The organism is Nostocoides japonicum T1-X7 (genome assembly GCF_001046855.1).
Lineage (GTDB): Bacteria > Actinomycetota > Actinomycetes > Actinomycetales > Dermatophilaceae > Nostocoides > Nostocoides japonicum.
The window spans coordinates 893,174-919,116 of the sequence record NZ_HF570958.1 but is presented as its reverse complement, the minus strand read 5'-3'; the positions used below and the strand labels follow the sequence as shown (position 1 = coordinate 919,116).

General features: G+C 72.2%; 26 protein-coding genes and 1 tRNA gene. 19 read left to right on the top strand and 8 right to left on the bottom strand.

Features of this window, described 5'->3' with window-relative positions:
* Together BN12_RS04140 and BN12_RS04135 are read left to right on the top strand one after the other, a co-directional pair.
* Nucleotides 1–851, top strand: an 851-nt coding sequence (locus BN12_RS04140) for a RecB family exonuclease (RefSeq protein ID WP_048550309.1), incomplete at its 5' end; no start/stop codon positions are given.
* Nucleotides 848–4,387 carry an ATP-dependent helicase gene (locus tag BN12_RS04135; protein ID WP_327152637.1) on the top strand — a complete coding sequence of 1,180 codons (3,540 nt, stop codon included), beginning with the start codon at nt 848–850 and terminating at the stop codon, nt 4,385–4,387. The genes BN12_RS04140 and BN12_RS04135, both read left to right, overlap by 4 nt.
* Here BN12_RS04135 and BN12_RS04130 read toward each other — a convergent pair.
* Nucleotides 4,371–5,705 carry a phosphotransferase gene (locus tag BN12_RS04130; protein ID WP_053079945.1) on the bottom strand — a complete coding sequence of 445 codons (1,335 nt, stop codon included), beginning with the start codon at nt 5,703–5,705 and terminating at the stop codon, nt 4,371–4,373. The two genes, BN12_RS04135 and BN12_RS04130, sit on opposite strands and share 17 nt — an antisense overlap.
* A gap of 42 nt (nt 5,706–5,747) precedes the next feature.
* Here BN12_RS04130 and nudC point away from each other — a divergent pair, with 42 nt between their 5' ends.
* Complete coding sequence (gene nudC, locus BN12_RS04125) at nt 5,748–6,689, top strand: NAD(+) diphosphatase (RefSeq protein ID WP_048555986.1); 942 nt, start codon at nt 5,748–5,750, stop codon at nt 6,687–6,689.
* A 98-nt stretch (nt 6,690–6,787) separates the two neighbouring features.
* On the opposite strand, the gene BN12_RS04120 is transcribed toward nudC, so the two are convergent.
* Entirely contained in the window at nt 6,788–7,045 is a 258-nt protein-coding gene (locus BN12_RS04120; protein ID WP_048550307.1) for a mycoredoxin, read from the bottom strand.
* A gap of 165 nt (nt 7,046–7,210) precedes the next feature.
* Between BN12_RS04120 and BN12_RS04115 the strand changes: the two genes are divergently transcribed.
* From BN12_RS04115 to BN12_RS04090, 7 genes are all read left to right on the top strand, one after another.
* Nucleotides 7,211–9,361, top strand: coding sequence for an ATP-dependent DNA helicase UvrD2 (locus BN12_RS04115; RefSeq protein ID WP_048555985.1), 2,151 nt, complete (start codon nt 7,211–7,213; stop codon nt 9,359–9,361).
* A 140-nt stretch (nt 9,362–9,501) separates the two neighbouring features.
* Complete coding sequence (locus tag BN12_RS04110; protein WP_048550304.1) at nt 9,502–9,741, top strand: hypothetical protein; 240 nt, start codon at nt 9,502–9,504, stop codon at nt 9,739–9,741.
* Nucleotides 9,742–9,841: 100 nt separating this feature from the next.
* The gene (locus tag BN12_RS04105; protein WP_456093702.1) at nt 9,842–10,228 is read left to right on the top strand and encodes a WhiB family transcriptional regulator; all 387 of its coding nucleotides are present in this window, start codon (nt 9,842–9,844) and stop codon (nt 10,226–10,228) included.
* 53 nt (nt 10,229–10,281) lie between these two features.
* Complete coding sequence (locus BN12_RS26450) at nt 10,282–10,413, top strand: hypothetical protein (protein ID WP_268806997.1); 132 nt, start codon at nt 10,282–10,284, stop codon at nt 10,411–10,413.
* An 83-nt stretch (nt 10,414–10,496) separates the two neighbouring features.
* Complete coding sequence (locus tag BN12_RS04100) at nt 10,497–11,126, top strand: HhH-GPD-type base excision DNA repair protein (RefSeq protein ID WP_048550302.1); 630 nt, start codon at nt 10,497–10,499, stop codon at nt 11,124–11,126.
* 49 nt (nt 11,127–11,175) lie between these two features.
* On the top strand, nt 11,176–11,373 hold the full coding sequence (locus tag BN12_RS04095) for a hypothetical protein (RefSeq protein WP_048550300.1): 198 nt from the start codon (nt 11,176–11,178) through the stop codon (nt 11,371–11,373).
* A 159-nt stretch (nt 11,374–11,532) separates the two neighbouring features.
* Nucleotides 11,533–11,973: a nuclear transport factor 2 family protein gene (locus BN12_RS04090; RefSeq protein ID WP_083454399.1), complete on the top strand. Its 441-nt coding sequence runs from the start codon at nt 11,533–11,535 to the stop codon at nt 11,971–11,973.
* A 140-nt stretch (nt 11,974–12,113) separates the two neighbouring features.
* On the opposite strand, the gene BN12_RS04085 is transcribed toward BN12_RS04090, so the two are convergent.
* The 3 genes from BN12_RS04085 to BN12_RS25725 all read right to left on the bottom strand — a co-directional run bounded on the left by BN12_RS04085 (nt 12,114) and on the right by BN12_RS25725 (nt 14,623).
* Nucleotides 12,114–13,451 (bottom strand): ABC1 kinase family protein, encoded by a 1,338-nt coding sequence (locus tag BN12_RS04085; RefSeq protein ID WP_048555983.1) that lies wholly within the window; start codon nt 13,449–13,451, stop codon nt 12,114–12,116.
* The gene (locus BN12_RS04080) at nt 13,448–14,083 is read right to left on the bottom strand and encodes a hypothetical protein (protein WP_048550294.1); all 636 of its coding nucleotides are present in this window, start codon (nt 14,081–14,083) and stop codon (nt 13,448–13,450) included. Before BN12_RS04080 ends, BN12_RS04085 begins: the two co-directional genes overlap by 4 nt.
* Before the next feature lie 378 nt (nt 14,084–14,461).
* A complete protein-coding gene (locus BN12_RS25725) occupies nt 14,462–14,623 on the bottom strand; it encodes a DUF5679 domain-containing protein (protein ID WP_200901140.1) in 162 nt (53 codons plus the stop codon).
* A 215-nt stretch (nt 14,624–14,838) separates the two neighbouring features.
* On the opposite strand from BN12_RS25725, the gene BN12_RS04075 reads away from it, so the two are divergent.
* Complete coding sequence (locus BN12_RS04075) at nt 14,839–15,441, top strand: M48 metallopeptidase family protein (protein ID WP_048550292.1); 603 nt, start codon at nt 14,839–14,841, stop codon at nt 15,439–15,441.
* Between the two features lie 245 nt (nt 15,442–15,686).
* On the opposite strand, the gene BN12_RS04070 is transcribed toward BN12_RS04075, so the two are convergent.
* Nucleotides 15,687–17,231, bottom strand: a complete 1,545-nt coding sequence (locus BN12_RS04070) for a zinc-dependent metalloprotease (protein WP_235432294.1) — start codon at nt 17,229–17,231, stop codon at nt 15,687–15,689.
* 134 nt (nt 17,232–17,365) lie between these two features.
* On the opposite strand from BN12_RS04070, the gene BN12_RS04065 reads away from it, so the two are divergent.
* Together BN12_RS04065 and BN12_RS04060 are read left to right on the top strand one after the other, a co-directional pair.
* A complete protein-coding gene (locus BN12_RS04065) occupies nt 17,366–17,806 on the top strand; it encodes a molybdenum cofactor biosynthesis protein MoaE (protein WP_048550289.1) in 441 nt (146 codons plus the stop codon).
* The gene (locus BN12_RS04060) at nt 17,803–18,945 is read left to right on the top strand and encodes a YlbL family protein (protein WP_048550287.1); all 1,143 of its coding nucleotides are present in this window, start codon (nt 17,803–17,805) and stop codon (nt 18,943–18,945) included. The genes BN12_RS04065 and BN12_RS04060 overlap by 4 nt, the downstream gene beginning before the upstream one ends.
* A gap of 6 nt (nt 18,946–18,951) precedes the next feature.
* Here the strand turns inward: BN12_RS04060 and BN12_RS04055 are convergent, their stop codons facing one another.
* Nucleotides 18,952–19,497 carry a PPA1309 family protein gene (locus BN12_RS04055; protein ID WP_048550284.1) on the bottom strand — a complete coding sequence of 182 codons (546 nt, stop codon included), beginning with the start codon at nt 19,495–19,497 and terminating at the stop codon, nt 18,952–18,954.
* Between the two features lie 281 nt (nt 19,498–19,778).
* Here BN12_RS04055 and BN12_RS04050 point away from each other — a divergent pair, with 281 nt between their 5' ends.
* The 5 genes from BN12_RS04050 to BN12_RS04035 all read left to right on the top strand — a co-directional run bounded on the left by BN12_RS04050 (nt 19,779) and on the right by BN12_RS04035 (nt 24,078).
* The gene (locus BN12_RS04050; protein WP_083454398.1) at nt 19,779–22,820 is read left to right on the top strand and encodes a UPF0182 family membrane protein; all 3,042 of its coding nucleotides are present in this window, start codon (nt 19,779–19,781) and stop codon (nt 22,818–22,820) included.
* A 147-nt stretch (nt 22,821–22,967) separates the two neighbouring features.
* A tRNA-Met gene (locus BN12_RS04045) sits at nt 22,968–23,041 on the top strand.
* 147 nt (nt 23,042–23,188) lie between these two features.
* A complete protein-coding gene (locus BN12_RS24300) occupies nt 23,189–23,365 on the top strand; it encodes a hypothetical protein (protein ID WP_157635332.1) in 177 nt (58 codons plus the stop codon).
* 57 nt (nt 23,366–23,422) lie between these two features.
* The gene (locus BN12_RS04040) at nt 23,423–23,650 is read left to right on the top strand and encodes a FitA-like ribbon-helix-helix domain-containing protein (RefSeq protein ID WP_048555980.1); all 228 of its coding nucleotides are present in this window, start codon (nt 23,423–23,425) and stop codon (nt 23,648–23,650) included.
* A gap of 8 nt (nt 23,651–23,658) precedes the next feature.
* A complete protein-coding gene (locus tag BN12_RS04035) occupies nt 23,659–24,078 on the top strand; it encodes a type II toxin-antitoxin system VapC family toxin (RefSeq protein WP_048550282.1) in 420 nt (139 codons plus the stop codon).
* A gap of 905 nt (nt 24,079–24,983) precedes the next feature.
* Here the strand turns inward: BN12_RS04035 and BN12_RS26445 are convergent.
* Nucleotides 24,984–25,109 (bottom strand): hypothetical protein, encoded by a 126-nt coding sequence (locus BN12_RS26445; RefSeq protein ID WP_268806996.1) that lies wholly within the window; start codon nt 25,107–25,109, stop codon nt 24,984–24,986.
* Nucleotides 25,110–25,387: 278 nt separating this feature from the next.
* On the opposite strand from BN12_RS26445, the gene BN12_RS04030 reads away from it, so the two are divergent.
* Nucleotides 25,388–25,930, top strand: a complete 543-nt coding sequence (locus BN12_RS04030) for a sugar O-acetyltransferase (protein WP_048550280.1) — start codon at nt 25,388–25,390, stop codon at nt 25,928–25,930.
* Nucleotides 25,931–25,943: the final 13 nt, after the last annotated feature.

Here is a 25,943-nt window from a genome sequence, read left to right as displayed (position 1 = left end):
GGCTCGCGCGCGCCGGTGTGCCGGGCGCGGACCCCGCGCGCTGGTGGGCCCTGGCCGCGGTCTCCGACGACCGGCCCATGCGAGAGGAGGGCCTGCCGGTGCGGGTCTCGCCGTCGCAGGTGGAGATGCTCCAGCGGTGCGGACTCCGCTGGCTCCTCACGACCCGTGGCGGCGACAAGCCGGGGGTGGGCTCCAAGGACGTCGGCGTCCTCGTCCACGAGGTGGCGGCGCAGAGCACCGACGACGACACGGCGAGGATGCTGCGGGCCGCCCTCGACGAGAAGTGGGGCCGTCTCGGCCTGCCGCCCGGGTGGGTTACCGAGCGCACGCACGAGCAGGCGTATGCCATGCTCGACCGTCTCGCCGCCTACGTCGCCGAGGCACGGGCGCAGGGGTGGCGGCGGGTGGGGGCCGAGCGGGAGCTGCGGGTCGCGCTCGGCCGGGCGGAGATCCGGGGGCGAGTCGACCGCGTCGAGCAGGCCGCCGACGGGCGCGTGCGGATCGTCGACTACAAGACGGGCAGCAGCAAGCCGTCCCGGGACGAGCTCGTCCACCACCCGCAGCTGGGCTGCTACCAGCTGGCTGTCGAGGAGGGCGCGTTCGAGGACCTCGGCCGGGCGTCGGCCGGCGCGGCGCTGCTCCAGCTCGGCAAGGCGGCCAACGCAGGAGTCACCGTCCAGGTCCAGCAGCCGCTCGCGCAGGACGAGGATCCCGGCTGGGCCGCGGCCCTGGTGGCGGACACCGCGGAGACGATGGCCGGATCGCGGCTCCAGGCGACGGTCGGCGAGGCGTGCCGGATCTGTCCGGTGAAGTCCTGCTGCCCGGCCCAGCCGGAGGGGCGGACGCTGTGACGGACACGACCACGACGATGGCCGGCAGGGATTCCGCATACGGGCCGCTGCCGCGAGCGCCGCGACCGAGCGGGCCGCGGTTCACGGCCGACGCCATCGCCGCCGCCGTGGGCACCCACCCTCCGACGCCGGAGCAGAGGGCCGTCATCGAGGCTCCGCTCCGCCCCGCCCTCGTCGTCGCCGGCGCCGGGTCGGGCAAGACCGAGACGATGGCCGCCCGGGTCGTCTGGCTCGTCGCCAACGGGTTCGTCGAGCCCGACGAGGTCCTCGGGCTGACCTTCACCCGCAAGGCGGCGGGTGAGCTCGCCGATCGTGTCGGGCGCCGCCTTGCCGCGCTGCGGGCCGCCGGCCTGTGGCAGCCGCGCGTCGAGGAGGACGTCGAGGCGCTCGGCTCGGGCGTCACGGTGTCGACCTATCACGCGTATGCGGGGCGCCTCGTCCGCGACCACGGCCTCCTCCTCGGGCGGGAGCCCGACTCGCGGCTGCTCACCGAGGCGGCCGCGTGGCAGTACGCCTCGGAGGCGGTGTCGACCTACGACGGCCCGATGGAGGTGGTCGACAAGGCCGCGTCGACGGTGACGAACGCCGTCCTCCACATGGCGGGTCAGCTCGCGGAGCACCTGCGGACCGTCGAGGAGGTCGAGGCGGAGATCGACCGCATCGTCGGCCGGCTCGACGCGCTGCCGCCGGGCCGGGGCGCGCAGAAGGAGGCGCGGGACATGCGCGCCCGCCTCACCGAGCGCCGCGCGGTCCTGCCCGTCGTCCGGCGGTACGACCAGCTCAAGCGTCGCCACGACGCGATGGACTTCGCCGACCAGATGGCGCTCGCGGCCCGCCTCGCGGTCGACGTCCCGCAGGTCGGCGCGATCGAGCGACAGCGGTTCCGGGCCGTGCTCCTCGACGAGTTCCAGGACACCTCCGAGGCTCAGCTCGAGCTGCTCCGGGCCCTCTTCGGCGACCCGGCCGACCCCCTGCCCGTCGTCGCCGTCGGCGATCCCAACCAGTCGATCTACGGGTGGCGGGGAGCGAGCGCGACGACGCTGCGCCGGTTCCCCCGCGTCTTCGGTGTCGCGGACAACGCGCGACTCACGCTGTCGACGAGCTGGCGCAACGACCGGGCCGTCCTCGACGTCGCGAACCGGGTCGCCGAGCCCCTGGCCTCCTCCGACCTCGTGCTCGCCGCTCGGGCCGGTGCCGGTCCGGGGGAGGTGCGCGTCGCGCGGCTGGCCACCGACGTCGAGGAGGCGGAGTACGTCGCGGGCTGGATCGCCGAGCACCATCGGCGAGACCCCGGCGCCAGCGCCGCCGTCCTGTGCCGCAGGCGGTCGCAGTTCGGACCGGTCATGGACGCCCTCGAGGAGCGTGGGATCCCCTACGAGGTGCTCGGCCTCGGTGGCCTCCTCACGACCCCGGAGGTGTCCGACCTCGTCGCGCTCCTCCACGTCGTCGCCGACCCCTCCCGCGGCGACCAGCTCATGCGGCTGCTCACCGGCCCGCTCGTCCGCCTCGGCGCCGCGGACCTCGACGGCCTCGCCGCGTGGGCCCGCTCCCGGCAGCGTGTCGACACCCGCCCTCGGCTCGGCGCCCCGTCCGGCGACCCCGACGACGACCGGCGCGGCACCGACCTCGCCCTCGACAGCTCCGACGGGCCGAGTCTCGTCGAGGCGCTCACCGACCTTCCGCCACCGGATTGGGTCGGCGCCGACGGCCAGCGCCTCGGTCCGGTCGCCCTCGAGCGGCTCGAGGGGCTCGGCCGGGTCGTCCAGCGGTTGCGCGACCTCGCCGGGCTCGGCCTCGGGGAGCTCGTCGGGGAGGCCGAGCGCGCCCTCGGCCTCGACATCGAGGTGCTCGCCCGGCACGAGTACACGCCCGCGACGGCACGGGCCCATCTCGACGCCTTCGCCGACGTCGCCGACGGGTTCGCCTCGAGCGCGGACCGGCCGACGCTGCCCGGCTTCCTCGCCTGGCTCGAGGCGGCACTCACCCGGGAGCGGGGGCTGGAGCTCGCATACGTCCAGGAGCGAGCCCTCGACAAGACGTACCTCGAGCCCGTCGCGGGGGCGGTGCAGATCCTCACCGTCCACTCGGCCAAGGGGCTGGAGTGGGACGTCGTCGCCGTCCCGGGGCTCGTCGAGGCCTCCTTCCCCGCCCACCAGGGCAGCTCGACGAGGGTCGACGGGGGCCAGTGGACCCATCGGCCGGCGGCCGACCGGGGCTGGATCGGCCCGCTGGCCGACGGCGGCATCCCGTATGCCCTGCGCGGGGACCGCGACGGTCTTCCGGTCCTCGACTGGGAGGCGGCGGTCGACCTCAACGACGTCCACCGGCGGGTCACCCGGTTCGTCGAGGACAACGGCGCCTTCGGGGTCGAGGAGGAGCGCCGTCTCGCCTACGTCGCCTTCACGCGGGCCCGACGGGCGATGCTGCTCAGCGCCCACGTGTGGGGGACCCAGTCGACGCCGCGGGTCACGAGCCGGTTCCTCCTCGAGGTATGCGAGGCCGCCGACCTCCCGGTCCGTCGCGACGCGTGGGCCGACCTGCCGCCGACCTCGGGCGAGGACGTCGTCAACCCGGCCGCCGACGTGGGCCGGGTCGTCGCCTGGCCGAGCGAGCCGGTCCGCGACCGTCGCGTCGTCATCGCGGCCTCCGCGGAGCGCATCCGGTCGGTCATGGAGACCGACCCCGGCTCGGTCCGACCCGGGGTCGACCCGTCATTCCGGACCGGGTCGGCGACGGCATCCGGCCAGGAGGACGAGTCTCACCCGGAGAACCGGCTCGGCCCTGGGAACGGGCTCGGCCGGGGTGACCGACACGAGGGCGAGATCCGGCCGGGACCGGAGAACGGGACCGGCGCGGAGGACCGGCTCGGACGGGAGATCGACCTCCTCCTCGCCGAACGTGCCCGACGACGCGAGCCCGGTCCGGCCGTCGTCGACCTGCCGAGACACCTGTCGACGTCGTCCCTCGTCGCCCTCGCCACGGATCCGGACGCCTACGCCCTGTCCGTGCGTCGCCCGGTCCCCACGGCCCCGGCCCGGTCGGCTCGGCGCGGGACCGCCTTCCACGCCTGGGTCGAGGAGCACTACTCCCGCGCGGCGATCGTCGACATCCTCGACCTGCCGGGCAGCGCCGACGAGGACGCCGGCGACACGGGGCACCTCGAGGAGCTCACGGCGCGCTTCCTCGCGAGCCCGTGGGCGTCGATGACCCCGCTCGAGGTCGAGACGAGCATCGAGACGGTCATCGACGGCGTCGCCGTTCGAGGCCGGATCGACGCCGTGTTCGCCGAGCCGCCCGGTCCCGACGGCGAGGAGCGCTGCGTCGTCGTCGACTGGAAGACCGGGCCGCCACCGACGGGACGGGATGCCCGGGTCCGCTCGCTCCAGCTCGGCGCCTACGCGCTGGCCTTCGCCCGGCTACACGGGCTGGCGCCCGGCCAGGTGCGGGGCGCGTTCTTCTACGCCGCGACAGGGGATACCGTCTACCCCGACCTGCCGTCCCTCGCCGACATCAGCGCCGTCATCCGAGGCGCCTGACGGGCCGTTCATCGCCGTCATCAGGCTCCTGCGGCCCGTCGCGCCGCGCATCGTCGTCGGGCCCCTCGGTCGTCTCGCCCTCGGTCGTCTCGCCCGGTGCAACGCCGTCCGGGTCGTCCTCGCCGAGATCGCCGAAGGGATCGATGAGCTCGGTGTCGGCCCTTCCGCCGGCGTCCGCGCTGCCGGTGTCGTCACCGACGGCAGCCTCACCACTGTCCGCGCCGCCGACGGTGTCGTCATCGCCGGTGTCCGCGCTGCCGGTCACCGGCACGAGCTCGGTCTCGTCGCCTTCGTCCCATTCCTCCTCGACGACCGGTGGCGGGGGGACGCTGCGCCGGGCCGGGGCGACCGGCTCCAGGCTCGTCCGGCGGTAGTCGTTCTCGGCCTCCTCGTGGGCGTGCACCTCCTCGTCGAGCCGGCGCAGCGCGGCGGCGTGGGCGTCGGCAGCCTCGTCGAACCCGGCGGAGATGGCGTGCATGAGGGCGGTGAGGAGGGACAGCTCGGAGGCGAGCCGGGCCCGGACGAGGAGGTTGGGGTCGGGACGCTCGACGCGCGTGTGCGCATACGCCTCCATGACCGTCTCCAAGGCCTCGGGGTCGGCGTCGGCGACGAGGTAGGCGAAGTCGTCGGCGGGGTCGGCGACCTTGGCGTCCTCCCAGCCGGTCATCCCCCTGACCGTCCCGCTCGTCACGTCGTCCTCGTCGGCGAAGACGACGAGGAGCTGGTCGCCCGTCAGGTCGCCGTGGACCGGAGTGGGCGCGAACCGCCAGAGGTTGACGTCCTCGAGGGCCCGCTCCCACCGGGCGAGGAGGGCGCTCGGGACGCGACCGGTCCCGGCCGCCCGGTCGAGGTCGGCGAGCCGCCGGGTCCGGTAGGTGTCCGCGTCGTATGCCGGAAGTCCCGCCTCGTCGAAGAGTCGTGCGTCGACGTTGTGCACCGCGGCGATGGCCCGGCCGATCTCGACGGCGAGGCCGCGCCCGCTCGGCAGACCCGAGAAGTCGACGGTGTGACCGGGGAGCGCCGGGTAGACGCAGGCCCGGCCGCCCTCCTTCATCGCCGCGAAGCCCCTGGGAGCCGGGATGCCGAACGGCAGCCGTCGCGCGAGGAGCCCGAGGAGCGGCAGGCTCTCCTCCATGCGAGCGGCAGCCGCCTGGGTGCGCGGGGCCCGGACCACCCAGCGCCGCTCCTGGGTGTCGGTGACGAAGGCGAGGTCGAACTCGTGGGCCGGCTCGCTGGGGATGGGCTCCACACCTGTGGGGTCGAGCCCGGGAACGGCGACGCTGGCGAGGGCGGCGAGGACGTAGGGGCTGCGTTCCACGCCGCCACCGTATGCCGATCCGCCCGCCGTAGGGTGGAGGCCGTGCCCCGATCTGGACATTCGCTGCCCGAACTGGTCTTCTCGGGTGCCCTCGACCGGCACGCGGAGCGGCGGACCGAGAGCGGACTGCTCGAGCGGCTCCTCGCCGACGAGACGACCGCGGTCCTCGAGCTGCGGGGTGGTCTGGCCCCGATCGCGGAGCGAGTCGACGATCCGGCACCGCTCGGGCCGAGGCTCGTCCTGCGACCACCACGCTACGGCGACGGCGAGCGGCTCGTCGCCTACCTCGGGGAGAGCGGTGGCACGGCATACGTCCTCGTCGCGGGACCCGGCGACGACCGGGCGCCCGAGGGCTGGCGCGGGCTGCGGTCGGTCGGTGTCCAGCTCGGCGACGTCGACGCACTGCTCTTCGCGACGGGGCTCGCCCTGTGGAACTGGCACTCGACGCACGGTCACTGCCCCCGCTGTGGCGCGCCGACCGAGGTCGTCCAGGCGGGGTGGGTCCGGCGGTGCCGCGCCGACGACAGCCTGCACTTCCCCCGGACGGATCCCGCGGTCATCATGTCGGTCGTCGACGACGACGACCGACTGCTCCTCGCCCGGGGGGCCGGGTTCACCTCGGTGGGCATGTCGGTCCTCGCGGGCTTCGTCGAGCCGGGCGAGTCACTCGCGGCCGCGGTGGCCCGCGAGGTGCTCGAGGAGGTCGGGCTCGTCGTCCACGACGTCACCTACCTCGGCGACCAACCGTGGCCGTTCCCCGCGTCGCTGATGATCGGCTTCACCGCGCGTGCCGACCTCGGCCCGATGGCCCTCCAGGCCGAGGAGATCGACTCGGCCCGGTGGTTCACCCGGGAGGAGCTCGTGAGCGCCGTGCGGGCCGGCGAGGTCGTCATCCCGCAACGGCTGTCGATCGCCCGACGCCTCATCGAGCACTGGTTCGGCGGGCCCATCGACGCGCCCGAGGTGGCGATCCGTCGATCCTGACGTCGATCCCCGAAAGACCCGGGTGCTCGGCAGGTGCGGGCTTTCCGTGGTCGGATCGCGCCGCAGACCACGACAACCCCGCACCTGCCGATCGGGTGCTAGACCAGGCGCTTCTTGACCTCGTTGATCGAGGGGTTCGTCGCCACGGACCCGTCGGGGAACAGCAGGGTCGGCACCGTCTGGTTGCCGCCGTTGACGGTCATGACGAAGTCCGCCGCGTCAGGGGTCTCCTCGATGTTCACCTCGGAGTAGGCGACGCCCTCCCGGTCCATCTGCGCCTTGAGGCGTCGGCAGTACCCGCACCACGAGGTGGTGAACATCGTGACGGAGCCGGGAGCCGGGGACTCGACGGACATGTCTCTCCTAGACGGTCGGTGGAATGCCGGGAGCAGGACCCGGCGATCATCGATCGCAACGCGCCGCCGACATCGGGCATTCCCACCGGTGTGCCGACCGACCCGCGATCGACGACGACGGGATCGCTCGGACGGGCGTCGGTGGGCGGTGAGAGGATCGAGCGGATGTCCTCGCCGCCCCACTCGCGCCCCGACGCGGTCCTCGACGCGCTCGACCCGGAGCAGCGTCGCGTCGCCGAGCGACCGACCGGCCCGATGTGCGTCCTCGCCGGGGCCGGCACCGGCAAGACGCGCGCCATCACCCACCGCATCGCCTACGGCGTGCTCTCGGGCACCTATCAGCCGCAGCGCGTCCTCGCCGTCACCTTCACCGCCCGCGCCGCCGGCGAGATGCGCACCCGGCTGCGCGATCTCGGGGTGGGGGGCGTCCAGGCCCGCACCTTCCACGCCGCGGCGCTCCGTCAGCTGCACTACTTCTGGCCGCAGGCGGTCGGAGGCGCGGCGCCGGAGGTCCTCTCCCAGAAGGCGTCCGCCGTCGCGGAGGCGGCCGGTCGGCTGCGGATGCAGTTCGACCGCACCGGCCTGCGCGACCTCACCGCCGAGATCGAGTGGTCCAAGGTCTCCCTCCTCACCGCGGAGACGTATGCGGCGAGCGCCCGCGCCCAGGGCCGCACGGCGCCCGGTGTGGACCTCACGGCCATGGCGCGTCTCATCGCGGCCTACGAGGAGGTGAAGGGGGAGCGGCACGTCATCGACTTCGAGGATGTCCTCCTCCTCACCATCGGGGTGCTCCAGGAACGCGACGACATCGCGAGGACCGTCCGCGACCAGTACCGACACTTCGTCGTCGACGAGTACCAGGACGTCAACGCCCTCCAGCAGCGGCTCCTCGTGACGTGGCTCGGCGGCCGCGACGAGGTGTGCGTCGTCGGAGACCCCGCCCAGACGATCTACTCCTTCACCGGGGCGACGCCGCGGCACCTGCTCGACTTCGCCTCGGCGCATCCGGGCGCGGCCACCGTGCGGCTCGTCCGCAACTACCGCTCCACCCCGCAGATCATCCGGTGCGCCAACCTCCTGCTGACCGGGCCGGGTGGTGCTCGCCGCAGCGGGAGCGTCGAGCTGCTCTCCCAGCGCGAGGCGGGGGAGCCACCTCGGCTCACGGCATACCCTGACGATCCCGCGGAGGCGGCGGGAGTCGCCGAACGCATCGAGACGCTCCTTCGCGCGGGGACCGACGCCGCCGACGTCGCCGTCCTGTTCCGCACCAACGCGCAGAGCGAGGCGTTCGAGCAGGCGCTGTCCCAGCGCGACATCCCCTACCTCGTCCGGGGCGGGGAGCGGTTCTTCCAGCGCCGCGAGGTGCGCGACGCGATCCTGCTCCTGCGGGGCCAGGCGCGCAGCGACGACGGCAGCCGACCCCTGCCGGAGCTCGTCCGCGACATCCTCGTCGGCGCGGGCTGGTCGCGGCAGGCGCCGACGACCGGCGGGGCCACCCGCGAGCGGTGGGAGTCGTTGGCCGCCCTGGCCGCCCTGTCGGACGACCTCGCCACCGCGACGCCCGACGCGCGGCTGCCCCAGTTCGTCCGCGAGCTCGAGGAGCGCACCGCCGCCCAGCACGCACCCGTCGTCCACGGCGTCACCCTCGCCTCGCTGCACGCCGCCAAGGGCCTGGAGTGGCCGGTCGTCTTCCTCGCCGGCTGCTCCGACGGCCTCCTGCCGATCACCATGGCGGAGACCGCAGAGGCGATCGAGGAGGAGCGGCGGCTGCTCTACGTCGGGATGACACGGGCGAGGGATCTCCTCGAGATGTCGTATGCGACGGCACGCACCCCCGGCGCTCGCGGCACGCGCCGTCCCTCCCGCTTCCTCGACGCGGCCGCCCCCGTGCTCGGTGACGTGGCGCGCAGCCAGCCGAAGTCCGCGCGTCGCGCCGAGCGCGGCCGGACGTCCACGGGGCGAGCGGGCAAGCCCGCCACCTGCCGATCGTGCGGCGCGCCGCTCACCGACGCCGGTCAGCTGAAGACGGGGCGCTGCGCCACCTGTCCACCGACCTACGACGAGGCGACCTACGAGCGGCTGCGGGCGTGGCGGCTCGCCGAGGCGCAGGCGGCGCAGGTCCCCGCATACGTCGTCTTCACCGACGCGACGCTCACCGCCATCGCGGAGCAGGAGCCCTCGAACGCCGTCGAGCTGCGCGCGATCAGCGGGGTCGGGGCGCGCAAGCTCGACCTCTACGGGCCACAGGTGCTCGCCCTCGTCGGCGGATCAGATGTCGAATCTGCGCTCGGAATGCGCTCTGTCGCAACGGATTAGCGAATCCATGCGAGATACTCACAAGTTCTTGCGTTAATTCCGTTGCGGCCGGCCGCGCGGCGCGCGTAACCTCGTACGCGCACCTGTTGGTCCACACCCGTGGACCGTCCCGACGAGAGCAGACGAGGAGGGTTGGCCTGATGGACATCACGATGACGACGTGGGGCACCGAGAGCTTCGGTGGCTTCGCCGCGTGCACGACGCCGGCCCGCACCCTGCTCGCGCCCGTCGACGCCTCCACCCAGGGGACGACTGTGTTCGTCACCGGAGGAGTCCCGGCAGCCCGCGTGCGTGTCGCCGGCCTCGGCAGCGGCTACACCCCCGTCGTCCACAAGACCATCGATGTCGCATATCCCCGCCTTGGAGCACCACCGGTGTAGGCAGCACCGGACGGCACACCTCCAAGGCCGCGGATCCCGACATCGGGATCCGCGGCCTTCGTCATTCCTCGAGGGCCACCGACCCGCAAAGGCCCACACCGTGAAGACCACCACCGAACAGCCCAAGGTCACCGCCCCACCGGGCACCGACCACCAGCAGATCGCCCACACGACGGGCGGCGAGGACAAGGAGGTGAGCGCCATGGCGCTGACAGAGCTGATCGACATGATCGCTCCGACCGTCGGCGACGACCTGATCCCGTGCCGGGAGAACGACGCCGAGATCTGGTTCGCCGAGCTTCCGCAGGACGTCGAGTTCGCCAAGGCTCTCTGCCGGACCTGCCCGGTCCGCTCGGAGTGCCTTGCCGGCGCCCTCGACCGCCGGGAGCCCTGGGGCGTCTGGGGCGGAGAGCTCTTCATCTCCGGAGCGGTCGTCGCCCGCAAGCGTCCCCGCGGACGCCCGCGCAAGAACCCTGTCGCCGCCTGAGGGCGGCAACCCATCGAAACCCCCCACTCGACACCTCACGAAGGAGGCCCGAGATGTACCACCGCCGCGTACAGCAGCTGCGTCGTCTCGAGCACAACCGCGTCCAGCATCAGCGCAGAGCGGAGCGGCAGGAGCAGATGCTCCGCCACGAACTGCAGATGCACCTGGCGCGGATGACTCGATGACCGCCGCGCAGCCCGAGCCCCGACCCGCGTCCGCCCCGCCGACGCGGGTCGGGGTGTCTCCGGGACCGGCTACCGTGGGTCGTATGCCGTCCCAGCCCGTTCTCGTGCTCGCCCAGGATCCGCACGCCGACGAGGTCCTGTCGAGCAGCCCCTTCGCCCTCCTCGTCGGGATGCTCCTGGACCAGCAGTATCCGATGGAGCATGCCTTCCGCGGCCCGGCGAAGATCCTCGACCGGTTCGGCACGCTCGACCCCGAGGCGATCGCGGACGCCGACCCGGAGGCCTTCGCCGACCTCGCGGCGACGCCCCCGGCGATCCATCGGTACGGCCGCTCGATGGCCGCTCGCGTCCAGGCGCTGGCTCGGGTCGTCGTCGAGGACTACGACGGCGACGCCTCCCGGATCTGGACGACCGCCGCCTCCGCCGAGGACATCGTCGCGCGCCTGAAGGCCCTGCCCGGCTTCGGCGACCAGAAGGCCCGCATCTTCGCCGCCCTCCTCGGCAAGCAGCTCGGCATCCGTCCGGAGGGGTGGCGGGAGGCCATCGGTCCGTATGCCGAGGACGGCTCCTTCCGCTCGGTCGCCGACGTCGTCGACGCCGAGTCCCTCGGCAAAGTGCGGGAGTTCAAGAAGCAGGCCAAGGCGGCCGCGAAGGCCGCCGCCTCGCTGCCCTCGGCCGCGAAGCCCACCGGGAAGGTCGCCGCCGAGCGATGAATGCCGCCGAGGATGGACCGACGAGGCAGCCCGGAGGAGCGTGACGCGGATGAGTGCGGCGGCAGCGGACCCGAGGCCGGTGTGCAGCACGTGCGGTGCCAGCCCGTCCGACGACGAGGCGACGGCCCTCGCGCGCCTCACCTGGACCCGCGGTACCGAGAACGGGCGCGAGGTGTGGACGTGCGACGACTGCAGCAGACGGCACCTGCGCAGCATCGAGGGCAAGCTCGACTCCGCCTGGTGGTGACGACGAGGTGGACGGCGTCGTGAGGGCGTCGTCGTCCGCCAGGCCGGCATCCCGCATACCCTTCGGTTGGACGGAGATGTCGCACCCGGACGGAGGAGTTGCTCCGTCACGACGCAGGTTCTCCGTCCGGATGACGCTCCGATGGAAAGGACACCGCCGATGGATCCTCGCCCCCCGCTCCCGCCCTTCACCGAGGAGACCGCCCGAGCCAAGGTCCAGGCGGCCGAGGACGCGTGGAACACCCGTGACCCCGAGCGTGTCGCCGGCGCCTACAGCGTGGACACGGTGTGGCGGAACCGGCACGAGCACGTGCGAGGCCGCGAGGAGGTCGTCGCCTTCCTCACCCGCAAGTGGGAGCGGGAGCTGGACTACCGACTTCGCAAGAACCTGTGGGCCTTCGAGGGCAACCGGATCGCCGTCCGCTTCCAGTACGAGTCGCGGGACGCCTCCGGCCAGTGGTGGCGGTCCTACGGCAACGAGCTGTGGGAGTTCGACGAGCTGGGCTACATGGCACGACGCGAGGCGTCGATCAACGACGTCGCCATCGACGAGGCCGACCTCCGCGTGACGCCGGGGGAGGGAGAGCTCCCGCCGTTCTGACGAGTTCGGCCCTGCTACCGGCCGGGGCGAGGGGTGGTGCACAGCCCCCGATCGGGTGCCAGATCGCCACCGGCGAACAGCGGGCGGGCAGCAGAGCGGCGGCTGGCCGGTTTCCGGGTTCGGGGACGGGGCGAGGTCGGTCAGGAGACGGCGGCCGGGATGAGGTCCCAGTCGGCGCCGGGGAGGTTGCCGAGGACGATGTCGCGGGCCGGCACGGTCCCGCCGACCTGGCACAGCACCCCGATGCCGCCGAGCCACACGCGGTGGATGAGGACGTAGTCGGGGGGCAGGTTGAGCTTCATGCCGACGCGGAACTCGGGGCGCCGCAGATCCTGGACCCGGGTCGCCATCCCCCGCAGCCAGGAACGGCTGAAGGTGAACTCCTCGTGGCGCAGCGGGTCGATGAACGGCGAGAGGTAGCCGAGCAGGTCCTCGGGATCGATGGACATCGTCGACTTGACGAACCCCTCCTCCCGCAGGCCCCGGGCCATCGTCGCGGCGTCGCCGGCCAAGGCATACGAGACGAGGCGGCCGATGCTCGCCGGCATCCCGTGGGGCAGCCGGTTGACGAGGCCGAAGTCGAGGACGCCGAGCCGGCCGTCGGCCGTGATCCGGAAGTTGCCCGGGTGGGGGTCGGCGTGGAGGATGCCGGCCCGGGCCGGGGCGACGACCTGGAAGCGGAGGTAGAGAGCGGCGGCCCGGTCGCGCTCCTCCTGGGTGCCGTGGGCGATGATCCGCGACAGCGGCGTGCCGTCGAGCCACTCGGACACGATGACGTGCTCGGAGTGGACGAGGACGTCGGGGACGACGACCTCCGGGTCGTCGCGGAACCCGCGGACGAAGGCCCGCTGGTTGCGGGCCTCGAGGTCGTAGTCGAGTTCCTCGCCCATCCGGGCCCGCAGCTCCTCGGTGATCGGCTTGACGTCGAGTCCGGGGACCCAGGCCGTCGCGACGCGGGCGACGCGGGCCAGCTGGGCGAGGTCGCTCATGAGCGCCTCGCCGGCGCCCGGGTACTGGATCTTGACCGCCACCGGACGCCCGTCGCGCCACACCGCCCGGTGGACCTGGCCGATCGAGGCGGCGGCAGCCGGCGTGTCGTCGAACTCGATGAACTTGCTCGTCCGCCACCGGGGCCCGAGCTGGTCGGCGAGCACCCGGTGGACCGTCTCGGACGGCATCGGCGGCGCGGCGTCCTGGAGCTTGGTGAGCGTCGCGCGGTACGGCGCGGCGAGCTCCTCGGGGAGCGCGGCCTCCATGATCGACAGGGCCTGGCCGACCTTCATCGCGCCACCCTTGAGCTCCCCGAGGACGGCGAAGAGCTGAGCCGCGGTGCGGGCCTGGAGCTCGGCGGCAACCGCCTCGGCAGGCTTGCCCCCGATCCGTTTGCCGATGCCGAGCGCGGTCCGGCCCGCGACCCCGAGCGGCAGCGAGGCCAGCTTGGCGGTGCGGGCCACGGCGCTGCGCGGAAGGTCGCTCACGCCGTCCATTCTCTCCCGAGCGGATATCGCGATGCGTCGAACGCGCCGCACCGGCACCTGGGGTGGGGCGACCAGACCCGCTGGACCGGGCGTGGCCAGGGCACCGAGACCTCGAGGGTCACGCCGGGCGGGCACTCCTCGGAGAGGGCCGCACAGATCGTCATCGTCGCGGTCGCCCGCGCGAAGGCGTGGAGGGCCGGGTCGACGACCGCGGTCGTGGGATGCGCGACGACCGCGTCCCCGTCCGAGACGCCTGGACGGGCCGGACTCCCGTATGCGGTGCCGCACGCGCCAGTGCCGCCCACGAGTGCCAGGCAGCGCAGGCAGGCCGACCGGCCGGGAAGCACGAGGGGACCGACGACGACCTCCAGCTCGTGCACCGTCACGGGGAGATGAGGTATGCCGCGGGCCAGGAGCGGCGCGGCCACTCCGGGGCGGCAGGGCGCGCCCGTGACGAGGACGGCGAGGTCGGGCCGATGGTCGGTGAGCCGCAGCTCCGCGTCCAGCGCGAAGACGCCGCCGGTGACGCTACCCACGCCCGCGACCCGCAGGTCGTCGGCGAGATCACGGGCGAGGCGTCCGGCGCCGTCGACGACGACGCGGCTCCAGGCGCGAGCCGGACCGAGGACCACCGCTCACCTCCTCCCGGCCGGCCTTCCGACGAGCCCGGCACCCGTCGGCCGCGGCCCCTCCCCGAACCATGGCACATGGCATACCTCGGGGTCGGTGGTCATCCACAGGGTCGGCGGCGACCTCCACTCGACGAGGAGGTGCCTCTCGTCCACCCGGACGGAGAAGTTGCGTCGCGACGGAGGAGTTGCTCCGTCCCGACGCAACTTCTCCGTCCGGATCAACCTGGGCCCGGATCAACCTGGACCCGGATCAACCTGGACCCGGATCAACCTGGACCCGGATCAACCTGGACCCGATCAGCCTGAACCCGGAGGGCGGCGTCGACATGGATGGGGCCGGTCGGACAGCTGTCCGACCGGCCCCAGGGAGGTCCTGTGTCAGGCCTTGCCGAGGATGCGGTTGAGGTTCGTACCGCAGACCGGGCAGGTGGCCTTCGCCATGCGCCGACCGTTCTCGGACACGACGACTCGGCCCTCGGCCTCGCGCTTCTCCTTGCACTTCACGCAGTAGAACTCGCCGTTGTAGGTCTCGTCTGCCATATGCAGCTGTCTCCTTGTCGATGGGGGGCCGCTGTCGCGGCGTGACCACCGTTCACCCTAGACCAGCCTGAGCACGGTTTCGCGCACGTGGGGGGCCCGCGGCGGAGCCGGCGTCGCCGGACCTCGGCCGCCTCGTCGTGCCCGGGCCCAGGGTCTGCCGATGCCGCTCGGTCGCGTCGCGGGACAGTGTCGGTGGGGTGCCCTAGCCTCGTGACATGGACGGGAGGACGGTGGAGGTCCGGCGCAGCCCACGCCGCCGACGGACGATCTCGGCGCGCCGCGAGGGCGACCGCATCGTCGTCATGGTGCCTGCCGCGCTGTCCAAGGCGGAGGAGGAGCGGTGGGTGCGTGACATGGTGGCGCGCCTGGAGCAGGGCGGACGACGGCGAGCACCCACCGACCCCGACCTCGAAGCAGCCGCGCGTCGACTGTCGCGCGCCCACCTCGGTGGCCTCGCCCAGCCGACCTCGGTCCGCTGGGTCCGCAACCAGAACGGCCGCTGGGGCTCGTGCACGCCGACGACGGGTGCGATCCGGCTCAGCCACCGGCTGCAGGAGATGCCGCAGTACGTCATCGACTACGTCCTCCTCCACGAACTGGCCCACCTGCTCGTCCCGGGACACGGCCCGGGGTTCTGGGAGCTGCTGTCGGGCTACCCGCGGCTGGAGCGGGCCCGGGGCTTCCTCGACGGCGTGTCCCTGGCGGGTGGGCTCGACCTCTCCGACGAGGACGACGCGGACGATATCGACGATCCGGACGCCGCAGGGGTGCAGACGGGGGCACCGAAACAGGTGGGGCGGGGACAGGCGGGGCCGTAGCCCACCGACGAAGCCGTGCCCGTTAGCGCACCGACGGAGCCGTGCCGAAGGTCGCCGACGGAGCCATCGTGGCGTCGCCGCCGCACGGACGGGTGAGTCCCTGCCCGTCGACGGCCGAGCGGATGGTCTCGCCCCTGCCGGTTCAGGCGTCGAAGGGGCCCGTTGGCCTCCTGCCGATTCACCGTCGAGAGATCTGCCGGCGCCTCGGTGGGCTGGCGCCCCGGTGGCTTCGAAGCCTCGGTGGCTCAGCCGACGCGCGGCGGGTCGTCGTCGCCCGGGCCGTCGCCGTCGTCCGGCTCGGAGCCGCCTTGAGAGCCGGGGGAGCCGGGGCCGGCGTCCCCGGCGAGGAGGGCGTCGAGGGCCGCGTCCATCTCGTCGCGGGGTGCGCCGGACGCCGCTCGCTCGACGTACCCGAGGGGATCGTCGAGGTCGGCCGTCGTCGGCGCGAGGTCCGGCACGCTCCAGGCGGCGTCCCGACCGGCCGTGCCGAGCCGGTCCTCGAGGGCGGCCCAGAGGTTCGCGGCGTCGCGGAGCCGGCGCGGCCGCAGCTCGAGGCCGACGAGGGAGGCGAAGGTCTTCTCGGCCGGGCCACCCGTGGCCCGGCGCCGCCGAACCGCCTCGCCGAGGGCGACGGCGTGCGGGAGCACCTCGCGCGTCGCGCGGTCGGTGACGAGGTCGACCCAGCCCTCGACGAGGGCGAGGAGCGTCTCGAGGCGAGTCAGCGCCGAGCGCTGGGCCTCGCTGGGCTCGGGGGAGAAGAGGCTGTCCTGGAGGGCGGACTGCAGCGCCTCGGGGTTGGTGAGGTCGATGCCGGCCAGCCCCGCCTCGATCCGGTCGGTGTCGATCCGGATGTCCCGCGCGTAGTCGCGGACGGCGGCGGTGACGGCGGCCCCCAACCAGGGGACGCCCCCGAAGAGCCGGACGCGGGCACTCTCCCGAACGGCGAGGTAGAGCCGGACCTCGTCGGCGGGAAGCCCGAGTCCCTCCGCGAAGGCCTCGACGTTCGTCGGCAGGAGGACGACGGTGCGGCCGGGCACGAGGGGCAGGGCGACCTCGGTGCCGGAGAGGACGTCCTCGGCGAGGCGGCCGACGGCCATGCCGAGCTGGAGGGAGAACATCATCGAGCTCATCCGCGTCATCATCGGCCCGACCACGGCCGAGGGGTCGGTGCCCGGGGGCAGGAGGCCCTCGGGCAGGCCCCCCTCGCCGAGCCCCCCGGGCCCGCCGAGCTCCCCGAGCTGGTTCAGCTGGCCGCGGATCGCGTCGGAGATCGCGGAGGCGACGCCCGTCGCGACGGGCTCGACGAGGTCGCACCAGACCGGCATCGTCGCCTCGACCCACTCCGCGCGACTCCATGCCGCCGCGCCGACCTCGTGCGCGGGCAGGTTCGTCGTGGCGTCGAGCCACAGCCGGGCGGCATCGGCCGCCTCGGAGACGTGACGCCGGGCGGTCGCGCCGACGGAGGGGTCGCCGGACTGGGCGACGGTCTTGCGCGCCACGTCGGCCGCCGCGGACTGCTGGACGGGACCGTCGTCGGCCGAGGCGAACATCGAGCGCACCTGGGCGCCCACCATCTGCAGCATCGCGGGGTCGACCTGGTCCAGGCCCATGTCCTTGAGCATGGAGGCCATCTGCGGGTCGAGCTGGCCGCCGGTCAGGCTCCGCAGTACCTCGAGGAGCTCCGGGGGCAGACCCTCGAAGGGGTCCTCGCCGGAAGGCCCGGACGGCTGGAGCGGATGGTCGGACACGGCATACTCCTCGAACGGATGGGCGGCCGCGCCGGTCGGCATGGCCTCTCCCTTGGGCAACCATGCTCCCACCCGTTTGGTTCCCGCGCCGGACCGAGCGCACACTCTCCGCGGAGAGCGGAATGCCCTGACATGATGACGGCATCGGCACCCATGCGAAGGAGGTGAGGACCGACATGACCACGACGACGTCGAGCACGCGCGTCCGGCTGGCCGACGTGCGCGCCGAGCCGCTCTCGGTCGACGAGGTCCTCGAGGCCGTCCGGGATCCCGCTTGCGGGGGCGTCGTCACCTTCGTCGGTGTCGTCCGCGATCACGACCACGGGCACGACGTCGTCACTCTCGACTACACGGCCCATCCGTCGGCCACCGACGTGCTCCATGCCGTATGCCGGTCCGTCACCGAGGCCCATCCCGGCGTCCTGGTGGCCGCCGTCCACCGGGTCGCCGAGCTCGCCGTCGGCGACGTGGCCGTCGTCGTCGCCGTCGCCGCTCCCCACCGTGACGAGGCCTTCGTCGCCTGCCGTGAGCTCATCGACCGGCTCAAGCACGAGGTCCCCATCTGGAAGCACCAGCGCTTCACCGACGGGGACGACGAGTGGGTGGGCATCGCGTGAGCGACGGCGACGGACAGCTGTCGCCCCCCAACGTGCCGGGCGGACCGGCAGACGAGGAGGCGCCGGACCCGCGCCGAACGAGCCGGCTGTCGAAGATCGTCTTCGTCGTCGCCGTCCTCGTCATCGTCGTGCCGGCCATCGCCGCCTTCATCCCCGTGCCCTACGTCATCCTCGGCCCGGGCCCGGTCACGAACGTCCTCGGCACGTCCGACGGCAAGCCCATCGTCCAGGTCTCCGGTCACGACACGTACCCGACGACGGGAACCCTGGACTTCACGACGATCTCGATGCGCGGAGGCCCGGAGAGCCAGCCGAGTGCCCTGGAGGTCGTCGGGGCCCTCGTGCGCCGCGGCGAGGAGATCCACAAGCAGTCCGAGTACTTCCCCGAAGGCACGACAAACCAGCAGATCCAGGACGAGAACGCCGCTGCGATGACGGACTCCCAGCAGGAGGCCATCGCCATCGCCCTCACCGAGCTCGGGGAGCCGGTCACCCAGAAGGTGACGATCGGCGCCTTCGCGACGAACTCGGCAGCCGAGAAGGCCGGGCTGAAGAAGGGCGACCAGATCGTCGCCATCGACGGACACCGGATCGTGACCGTCGACGACGTCCGCCCGGCCGTGACGGCCAAGAAGCCCGGGCAGATCGAGCGGATCGAGGTCCGGCGCGGCGGCAAGGCGATGACCTTCGACGTCGTGACGACGGACAACGACGGCACGGCCGCGCTCGGCGTCTACCTGTCCCTCTCCTTCACCTTCCCCTTCTCCGTGCGGATCAACGCCGGGGACGTCGGGGGTCCGTCGGCCGGGATGATGTTCAGCCTCGGCGTCTACGACGTCCTCACGCCCGGCGCCCTGACCGGTGGCCAGCGGATCGCCGGGACGGGGACGATCGACTACGAGGGTCACGTGGGCGCGATCGGAGGGATCCAGCAGAAGATGATCGGCGCTCGCCGCGACGGCGCGTCGTGGTTCATCGCGCCGACGAGCAACTGCAACGAGGTCGTCGGCCACGTGCCGAGCGGGCTCCACGTCGTCAAGGTTGCGACCTTCACCGAGGCCCGTACCGCGGTCGTCGACATCGCCAAGCACGACACCTCGGGCCTGCCGACCTGCACGGCGGCCACCTCGTCCGCCTGAGTCCTGTCAGTCGGCCAGGGTGGCGAGGAGGGCGTGGACGAGGCCCGGCGCGATCTCCTCCCCGGAGGCCACCTGGTCGTCGCTGTCGTGGGCGCGCTGCCGCAGGAGGCACCGGTGCGAGCCGTCCCGGAGGACGGCGACGACGAGCCGGACGTCCTGACGGTCGGGGTGGCGCTGCAGCGCGTCGACCGCCGCCGCCGCGTCGCTCGGCAGGTCCCGCTCCGCCTCGGGCGGCACGACGACCCGCTCGACCGCGAGGGCGCACCCGTCGACGGTCTCCGGCCACGCGATCCGGCGCAGGAGCGACTCGAGGTCGGCGGTCGGCGGCATCCCCTCCTGCTCGACCGCCGTCAGCGCCTCCGGAGCGAGGTCGGAGCCCCGCAGCCCGGCCGCGAAGGTCGGCTCGGCGGAGGCGATGTCGGCGGTCCGGACGAGCGCGAAGAGCCGCGGGTTCTGGTCCCACCCCGCCATCGCGACGTGCCGCTCGGTGTCGAGGGCGACGATCGAGAGGGGGTCGGTCACGGGGACGCTGGCCTGGGTCACGCCGACCATCGTGCCGTATGCCGTGCCAACCCCTCCCGCGTCCCGCCCGCTCGGGCGCTCGCGTGCGGCCCGGGCCAGACCTCCGGTCGCGCCAGGCCCGCGCCCCCCCGGCGACGCCCACGCCGGCGGGGGCGCCCGGCCGACGATGTCGCATACCGTCCGCATGCTCGGCCAAGGCGTTGTCGAACCGTGACCCAGGGGACGGGAACCCCCAGGAGGGGTCGGTAAGTTGAGCCCGGTAACGGCGGGTCCTGGCCTGGCCCCGCCCCGTCAGCGCAGGTGGTCGATCCGTGAGTCAGTCCCCGTGGAACGAGGGGGATGCCCCCCAGCCCGCCGGAGACGGCTCCGCCGCAGCCCCGCCCCGGGTTCCGCGCACGCGTCCTCGGCGACCCGCCGGGCCTCTCCTGCCGACGCTGCTCATCATCATCGTCGTCGCGATCGTCCTCAGCCTCCTCGCGAACTTCTGGACCGATCTGCTGTGGTACCAGTCCGTCGACGCGACGACGGTCTTCACGACGCGCCTGTGGACCCAGATCCTGCTCCTCGCCTGCGGCATGATCGTCGCCGGAGGGCTCGTCGCGGCGAGCATCGTCGTCGGCCACCGGACCCGGCCGTTCTACATCCCGATGACGCCCGGGCAGGAGAGCCTCGAGCAGTACCGCCGGGCCATCGAGCCGGTCCGCAAGCCGGCGATGATCGCCGTGCCGATCATCCTCGGCCTCCTCGCCGGGCTCACCCTCGCCGGCAACTGGAAGACCTTCCTGCTGTGGCGCGACGGCGGCTCGTTCGGCGTGAAGGACCCGCAGTTCGGCAAGGACGTCGGCTTCTTCGTCTTCACCCTCCCGTGGATCCAGCTCGTCATCGGCTTCCTCACGATGGCCCTCGTCATGGCGCTGCTCGCCGGGCTGTTCGTCCAGTACGTCTACGGCGGCATCCAGCTGCCCGGCCGCGGTCCGACGACGCGCGCCGCCTTCATCCACCTCGGAGTCCTCGGCGCGGCGCTCTTCCTCGTCCGCGGGGCGTCCTACTGGTTCGGGAGGTATGCCGAGTCCTCCGCGAACTCCACCCTCCTCACCGGCATCCGGTACACCACCGCCCACGCCGTCCTCCCGACGAAGGCGATCCTCGCGGTGGCCTCGGTCATCTGTGCCGTCCTGTTCCTCATGGCGATCTGGACGCGCACCTGGCGGCCGCCGCTCGTCGCGGTGGCACTCCTCGTCGTCCTCGCCATCGTCGTCGGGGGCATCTACCCGGCGATCATCCAGTCGGTGAAGGTCAAGCCGTCGGAGAAGTCCCTGGAGTCGACGTACATCCAGCGCAACATCGACGCGACGCGAGCCGCATACGGCCTGGACAAGGTGAAGACGACGGTCTACCCGGCGACGACCGACGTCGCCGCCGGCCAGCTGCGCACCGACGCGGCGACGATCCCCGGGATCCGCCTCGTCGACCCGAACGTTGTCTCGCCGACGTTCCGGCAGTACGAGGGCCTGCGCCAGTACTACGCCTTCCCCGACACCCTCGACGTCGACCGGTACGACATCGACGGCAAGACCCAGGACGCCGTCGTCGCGGTCCGCGAGCTCAACCTCGACGGCGTCCCTGCCGCACAACGGAACTGGGTCAACGACCACACGGTCTACACGCACGGCTTCGGGTTCGTCGCGGCATACGGGAACCGGCGCACCTCCGAAGGCGACCCGGTGTTCTTCGAGTCCGGCTTCTCCACGAAGGACACCTCCGGCAAGACCTACCAGCCGCGGATCTACTTCGGCGAGCAGTCGCCGAACTACTCCATCGTCGGCGGACCGTCCGGGTCGCGGGCACGGGAGTTCGACTACCCCGACGACGCGAGCGGCGGGCAGAAGAACAACACCTACAACGGCACCGGCGGCGTGCAGATCGGGTCCCTCCTGCGCAGGACGGCGTATGCCCTGAAGTACCGCGAGCCGAAGTTCCTCCTGTCCGACGCGGTGAACTCCGACTCGAGGATCCTCGACTACCGGACCCCGACCGAGCGCGTCCAGCGAGTCGCGCCGTGGCTGACCCTCGACGGCAACGCCTACCCGGCCCTCATCGACGGCCGGATCGAATGGATCATCGACGGCTACACGACGACGGCGAAGTACCCGAACTCCAAGCTCGTCGACCTCCAGGAGGCCTCCTCGGACTCGGTGACCTCGACGTCGTCGGCGGTCCGGGCGTTCTCCGGAGGGCAGATCAACTACATCCGCAACTCCGTCAAGGCGACCGTCGACGCATACAACGGCACGGTGACGCTCTACGCGTGGGACGACTCCGACCCGATCCTCAAGGCGTGGAGCAAGGCGTTCAAGAACACCGTCAAGCCGATGTCGCAGATCGACGGGCAGCTCATGAGCCACCTGCGCTACCCGCAGGACCTGCTGAAGATCCAGCGGCAGCTCTTCGCGAGCTACCACGTGACCGACGCCGACAGCTTCTACGGCGGCGGCGACTTCTGGCGCGTCCCGAAGGACCCGACGGCGCACGTCTCGCAGGACCAGCCGGTCTACTACCAGTCGCTGGCCATGCCCGACCAGAAGGCGCCCGCGTTCTCCCTCACGACGACCTTCGTACCGACCGGCGCCGGCCGGGAGATCCTCCGCGGGTTCCTGGCGGCCGACTCCGACGCCGGGGACCAGGCGGGGAAGCGGTCGAGCGAGTACGGCGTCCTGCGGCTCCTGGAGCTGCCGCGCGCCTCGAGCGTCGACGGGCCCGGCCAGGTGGAGAACCAGATCGAGAACTCCACCGCCGCGTCGGAGGCCGAGGGCCAGAACCTCAACCTGTCGCAGTGGATCGCCAACAACCGGCAGACGGGCAAGACGCTGACCTTCGGCAACCTGCTGACGCTGCCCGTCGGGGGCGGACTCCTCTACGTCCAGCCGATGTACGTCCAGGCCTCCAAGGAGGCAGGCTCCTTCCCGCAGATCAAGGCGACGGTCGCCGTGTTCGGCAAGAAGGTCGGCTGGGGCGACACCCTCGACCAGGCGCTCGACGGCGTGTTCGGCGGCAACTCCGGCGCCTCCGCCGGGGATGCGGGGGAGGGCACCTCCAAGCCCTCGACGGGGTCGGGATCCTCGGGCTCCTCGGGCGCGAACTCGGCGTTGGCCGAGGCCATCCAGGAGATCCAGGACGCCTACGATCAGGGGCAGGCGGCCCTCAAGGCGGGCGACTTCGCGGCCTACGGCGAGGCCCAGAAGAAGCTCGAGCAGGCGATCGAGAAGGCCGAGGCGGCGGTTCCGACGGGGGCCTCGACCCCCTCGTCGTCGCCGACGTCGACGCCCAAGCCCACCCAGACGACGACCGGCTGACGACGCCGGTTGCCCTGGCCCCTTCAGCGATTGGAGGTATGCGGCGACCTCCGCGTGGTCATCGCATACCTCCAACCGCCGGTGTCGGCATCCGGCGCTCGACGATTTGGTCGTCGTGGAGGTGCTGGCATAGAGTGGACGAGCCGACGCGGGGTGGAGCAGCTCGGTAGCTCGCCGGGCTCATAACCCGGAGGTCGCAGGTTCAAATCCTGCCCCCGCTACGAATCAGGCCCGGGAAATCAAGGTTTCCCGGGCCTGAAGGGTTTCCAGGGATTTGAGCACCCCTCGACAACCCTCCTTTCGGGAGGTAAGTCGCGATCACAGCCACCGTTCGCTCGCGCCTGGGGGGCCGTCGCCGAGATCGGCGCATGACGACATCACCCAACACTCCCGAACAACCGCCAATCGCCGGCACCCGTATCGCCTCGACCGCCCTCGATGCCGAACGTATCGCCGCCGCCGTCGATGCAGAGCTTGCCGCCTCCATCCGCGAGACCTATGCCTGCGGCTGGCGACAAGGGGAGCGCTGCGACCTCGGTGTGTGACCAGTGAACGACTCGATTTAAGGTGATATCGTGAAGATGATATCGGAGGTGATGGCTGTGGAGCAGATCCTGATTCGGAACCTTCCTGCGGGCACGAAGGCCGCGCTCAAGGCGCGTGCCGAACAGCACCGCCGATCCGTGGAGGCCGAAGCGCGCGAGATCCTCGCCGACGCTCTCGAACGCGAGCCGGTCACCCTCGTGGACCTGCTCGGCACCGACGATGGGGCGGACATCGAGTTCGAGCCCGAACGCCTCGGTCTGACCGCTCGTACGCCTGATCTGTGACCCGACTGATGCGGTTCGTGCTGGACACCAGCGTGGTCTCCGCCCTCCGGGTCCGCGGAAGAAGCCCACAGGTCGAGGCCTGGGCCGCATCGGTGCCCGTCACGGATCAGTTCGTGACGGCCATGACGATGGCCGAGATCGAACGCGGCATGGTCGCCAAGGAGCGATCCGACCGGGTCCAAGGCGAGATCCTGCGCCGGTGGTTCGAAGACCACGTTCTGCCGGCATTCGCCGACCGAGTGCTGTCGTTCGACCTACCCGCCGCGCGAGTCCTCGCCACCTACCGAGTCCCCGAACACGCTCCGCTCGACGACGCACTCATCGCTGCCGTTGCCCAAGCCTCCGAGATGACCGTCGTCACCCGCAACACCCGGCACTTCGAACCGCTCGGCGTCGCCTGCCTGGACCCGTGGGATCAAAGCGCGTAGCTCTGTCGCTGTGACTGGCGGTACGTCCGTCGTGTGGCTGTGACCCACTGGCGGCGGTGTGACGCAGCTGCGCTTCCATCGCGTCTGTCGTGGGAACCGGCCCGACGAACAGGCAATGGGGCGCGTCGGACCGTGGACGGTGACGCCGACCGTGCTCGCCAGGCTGGTCCTGGGGCAGGGGCTTCTTCAGATTGCCGGTCGGTGGGGCCGACGGACCCTCAAGCCACCGCTGATACGAGAAGTGCGGGCGGCTCGAGCACGACCAGCACGGGGTCGGTGTGGCACTGGGTGTCCGTCGGTCGTTGACGATGCGGTCGGTGCACAGTGGGCGAAGTGACGCAGGCCCGAAACCGTGATGGAGAACTCGATACCCCTCCGCAGACGATCGGCAAGCCTCCCGAGACGTTCCAGTGGACTTGGCACCTACCAGTACGGAACCCTTGATACACCGAGGGAATCCCTGATGTCCCGAGTCTCGGGCGGGCGTCGGAGGGGCCTCCGATCTCTCCCGGAGGTCCCAGGTTCATGTCCTGCCCCCGCTACGAATCAGGCTCGGAGAGCTGCGGATCTCCGGGCCCGTCAGGTTCCAGGGACTGGAGGGTCGGGCCCCCTCACTGGCACTGCCCCCCTCGGCGGCCGGATACTCCGCGCCAGTGGCATCCGGGGCCGGCCCGACGAACAGGCAATCGGTGCGCTGGGCGGCCGATACGCAGGTCGCCCGTGCTCGCCAGCCGTGGGCAGGGGCAGGGGCGGCACGTATTGCCTGTCGGTGGGGCCGACGGACACCCAATACTGCCGCAGACACGAGGGGAGACGCCCGTCTGGAGCACGGCGAGCACGATGCTCGCCCGGGTGTTGGGTGTCCGTCGGTCGCCGGCCGAGGGTTCGGAGCGGCCTTGTCCCGCTCAGTGCGGTGCGCTCGGCTCGTTCCTCTTGGTGTCGGTGCACAGGAAGAGGCCGAAGTCGCAGTCGCCCTTGCGGATGGTCGTGGCGTCGACGAAGTGGCTGTCGGCGAAGCCGGCGCGGGTCACTGCTCGGCGAGGTGGTGCCTGTCGAACCCGTGGTGACGACCATCGCCGGTGTTCGTGCACATGCTCGACGGTAGCCCCCGGCCGTCGGTGAGGCGCCTCCGCCCGGCGGGTCGGACCGGACGGGACCACCCGGCCGGAGGTCCGGGTGGGCGTGGGCGGTTGGGTGACGCTGGGGTGATCCGGGCCGAGACGACGAGCCGACACCGGGCCACGGGCGGGTCGCGACTGCTCCTGGGACCGCGCCGTGACAGGGTCGACGGGTGCGGAACGAGCAACGCATGCGAACCCGGACACCCGAGTCACGAGCCTTCGCCGACCGAGTGCGGCTGGTGATGACCCTCACCGCGCACCTCAATGCCCTACCCTTGGACGACCTCGAGTCACGCAGAGGCCTGTTGGGTGACATCTTCGGGCGACCGGTGCCGGAGTCCCTGTCCATCCTGCCGCCCTTCTACTGCGACTACGGCCTGGGCGCCTCGTTCGGGGAGCGTGTGTTCATCAACCAGGGGTGCTACTTCCTCGACCTCGGCGGCATCAGCCTGGGCGACCGGGTGATGATCGGCCCTCGTGTCACGCTCACCACGGCAGGTCATCCCGTTCCCCTGGAGGAGCGGTACGACGCCCTCACGTATGCGCCGATCGTCATCGAGGACGACGTGTGGGTGGGCGCCGGCGCCACCGTGACACCTGGGGTCACCATCGGGCGAGGCTCCGTCGTCGGGGCCGGTGCCGTCGTGGCCAAGGACGTCCCTGCGTACAGCCTCGTGACCGGAGCCGGCATCGTCCGCGACGGAGCCTCGGCGCCACGACACGCCACCTGAATGCGCCGGCGCC